Annotated in this window: 4 protein-coding genes; 1 reads left to right on the top strand and 3 read right to left on the bottom strand. The window is 62.0% G+C overall.

The window, feature by feature from the left end; genetic code table 11:
- Positions 1 to 350 precede the first annotated feature (350 nt).
- Positions 351 to 1,292: a lysophospholipid acyltransferase family protein gene (locus VLR48_RS00555; protein ID WP_414718562.1), complete on the top strand. Its 942-nt coding sequence runs from the start codon at positions 351 to 353 to the stop codon at positions 1,290 to 1,292.
- Positions 1,293 to 1,341: 49 nt separating this feature from the next.
- On the opposite strand, the gene soxZ is transcribed toward VLR48_RS00555, so the two are convergent.
- From soxZ to VLR48_RS00540, 3 genes are all read right to left on the bottom strand, one after another.
- Positions 1,342 to 1,653, bottom strand: coding sequence for a thiosulfate oxidation carrier complex protein SoxZ (gene soxZ / locus VLR48_RS00550; RefSeq protein WP_325289904.1), 312 nt, complete (start codon positions 1,651 to 1,653; stop codon positions 1,342 to 1,344).
- 53 nt (positions 1,654 to 1,706) lie between these two features.
- Positions 1,707 to 2,180: a thiosulfate oxidation carrier protein SoxY gene (gene soxY, locus VLR48_RS00545; RefSeq protein ID WP_325289903.1), complete on the bottom strand. Its 474-nt coding sequence runs from the start codon at positions 2,178 to 2,180 to the stop codon at positions 1,707 to 1,709.
- A 412-nt stretch (positions 2,181 to 2,592) separates the two neighbouring features.
- The coding region (locus VLR48_RS00540) for a tetratricopeptide repeat protein (protein ID WP_325289902.1) at positions 2,593 to 3,055 on the bottom strand (463 nt) is incomplete at its 5' end.

The raw sequence follows: 3,055 nt of genomic DNA, 5'->3' as shown, positions 1-3,055 counted from the left end.
GACTCTTTACTCACGCTGAAATTCCAGGCATTCAAGAAATGCGAGCTTGTCCCTATATGAGGTATACTCGGAACTGTCATCCGAATCCGAGGTGCGACCCTGCGTCTCACCCGACCGGGATCGACCGGACGCGAAGTGACGCTTCAGAAACAAGGTGAACGCCTTGATGAACACGGATGGGTAGAGCGAAGCGAAACCCATCCTCCAAACCGCCGCGTTGCCGGGTGTCGGCCCGATGCGCTTGGCATGGGCTGGATGGGTTTCGGTTGTTTTTGAATCGTTCCGAAGAACGTAAGGAGATAGGCTTGAGACACCAGGCGCAATCCGTCGAACGACCGAACAGCGCACGCGTGAAGGATGCCTTGGTGCGCAGGCTCATGCATCTGCTGGCCCGATTGCCGCTCGGCATGCTGCACCGCCTCGGCTCGGCCATCGGGTCGGTGATCGGGTTATGGCCGAACAAGCAACGGCGCAACGCACTCATCAATATCGCACTCTGCTTTCCCGAGCTCGACGGGAAGGAGCAGATCCGTTTGCGCAACCGCAATCTGCGCGAGTTCGGCAAGACCTATGTCGAGATCGCGCATCTGTGGTTGCGGCCGGCGGAGGAGGTGCTCGCGCTGGTCCGCGAGGTCAGAGGGGGCGAGCTGTTGGAGCGACGCGACGGCAAGGGCTTGATCGTACTCTCGCCCCACCTGGGCGCCTGGGAGCTGGCGGGATTACACCTCGCAGCACAGGGCCCGACGGCCATCTTCTACAAGCCGCAGAAATATCTCGACGATATGATCCTCGCCTCGCGCGCACGCAGCGGGGCCGAGTTGGCGCCGATTACGGCGAAGGGCATCCGGGTATTGGTCCAGGCGCTGGAGCGGGGCGACTACGTCGGCATCCTACCCGATCAGGAGCCCAAGGCCGACAAAGGCGCCGTCTTCGCACCCTTCTTCGGGATTCCGGCCTTTACCATGCTTTTGGTCAACCGACTGTCGCGCCGCACGGGCGCGCCCGTGATCTTCATGTTCGCGGAACGCTTGAAGGGCGCAGAGGGTTTCAGGATGCACTGCATCCCGGCTCCGAACGGAATCGACAGCGAGGACGACATCGAGGCGGCGACCGCCTTGAACAGAGGGATCGAGCAGTGCGTCGCGGTCTGCCCGGAGCAATATGTTTGGCCCTACAAGCGCTTTAGACGGCGCCCGAACGGAGCCCGGGGGTTCTACAACGGACCACTTTCGGATCGGCACGTGCTTGAGCAGGTGTCGAGGTCACGCCGCAGGATATCGGAAGCAACCTGAGCACATCCCTGTGCTCGGTCGGACGGCCGACCCTCGGATCAGGTGAGGATCAGGTGATCTTGTCGGCCGCGTTCTGAGTCTCGCCCATGTTGTCGGTCCAGTTGATCTCGATCGGATCACCGACCTCGCCGCCCTTGAACTTGAACGCCAGGTAGGGGTTCTTGGAGATGCCGCCGCTCCAGTTGGCGGTCATCACAACCTGGTCCTTGGATTTGCAGATGACTTCCTGGATGAAGTGTGCGGGAACCAGCTCGCCGGTCTTGCTGTCTTTACGCAGCCCGGTTTCCATCGGGTGGCTCATCAAGCACTTGACTTCGGTCTCGCCGTCTTTGAGCTTGGCGCGGATCTTGATGTCTGACATCTCTGTATACCTCGAATTTGGTGTCTAAGCCGTATCCTGCAGGGGCGACTCGATCAGCCGCCGCAGCCGCCGATGGTGACCTTCACTTCCTTGGCATTGCTGTAGAGCTTGTCGCCGGTTTGGACCACGGCGACGACATTGGATGTCTTGGCCATCTTGATCCGGGTGGACACGAAGGGGACAGCGGACTCGCCCAGATCGAACGACGCAATGAGCGGCGTCTGGTTTTGGTCGGCAACGATCGCGATCGACTTGACACCTTCCATGTCCGTCTCGACGGTCACCGGCACGACGGCGCCGTTTTCGGCGATATCCGGGGCCTTGATCTTGATCGCATCGTTGGTCTCGGCGGCATCCGATCCCATCAGACTCGTCAGGGCGGTCGGCAGATCCTTCGCTTGGAAGGCCGCCTCGTTCCAGCTCGCAAGGACCAGGCTGGGGGAAAGCAGACCGGCGCCGACAGCGACTCCGACGGTACCGGCGGCGAGTGAACCCTTCAGCAGGATTCGACGTTTTGCATCGATCATGGGACATCTCCTATGGAGCATGGGTGGGTGTACTGGGATGCATTGAGCATCGCGCGCGTCGGCACAGGCCCCGGCCGAAGCCGGAGGACCGATGCCATCGATAAGACGGTTCGACAGGCATGCAGACACGAACCGGCCTTTGTCGGGCTCGATCGCCCCGGATGCCGGCGCTCGTCCGAGATGCGGATTGGATTGCGCGGACGCCCGAGTCCTCGCGGCTCGATCCGGCTCGCATGCGTTATGAACGGTGAGATCCTCCACATCTTTTCGATCTTATTATGCGGTCGGCCAGCAGCGCCTTCTTCGACGGCGTCTTCCGATCCAACTGGCTTGAAATCGGCTCGCTCGAGTGCTTTCCCGACATCAACGCCCGGGCAATGTTACCTCAGTCCTCACTGACTTGGAACGCACTTCATCGTATGTTCGAGGTCGCCGCGCGCAGGGGGTTCCCGCCCCGCCGCTTCTCGTCGCGCTCCTCTTCGCTCCACGCATCGAGACGGACCTGAATCTGTGCCGCCTCGTGATACGGGACGCCGGGCCGACGCAGGGCCAGCTCGAGATGCCGAATGGCGGGCTCGAGGTCACCTTCGACATAGAGTTTTTCCGCACGATAGCGATCGACGGTCGTCCGATCTCCCGCCTTGGTCGCCGCCTGCACGAGCGCCTCGTAGAGCATGGCGTTGGCCGGCCGCACACGCACGACGGCCTCGAGCTCGTCCACCGCACGCGCGGGCTGACCCGCGGACATGAGGGCATCCGCGTAAGCGACCCGTAAAGGCCACTGACCCGGGAAGAGGCTCACCGCCTGTTTGAGATGCGCCAAGGCGTCGGCGCTGTTGCCGAGCGCGAGATCCAGCTCGGCATCCAGAACGACG

It is taken from the genome of Thiocapsa sp. (assembly GCF_035467215.1).
Taxonomy (GTDB): domain Bacteria; phylum Pseudomonadota; class Gammaproteobacteria; order Chromatiales; family Chromatiaceae; genus Thiocapsa.
This window is presented reverse-complemented; position numbering and strand designations above follow the sequence as displayed.

Coding starts and splice junctions, on each gene's coding strand:
- soxZ (WP_325289904.1), bottom strand. CDS start 1,653: ATGTCAGACATCAAGATCCGCGCCAAGCTCAAAGACGGCGAGACCGAA.
- soxY (WP_325289903.1), bottom strand. CDS start 2,180: ATGATCGATGCAAAACGTCGAATCCTGCTGAAGGGTTCACTCGCCGCC.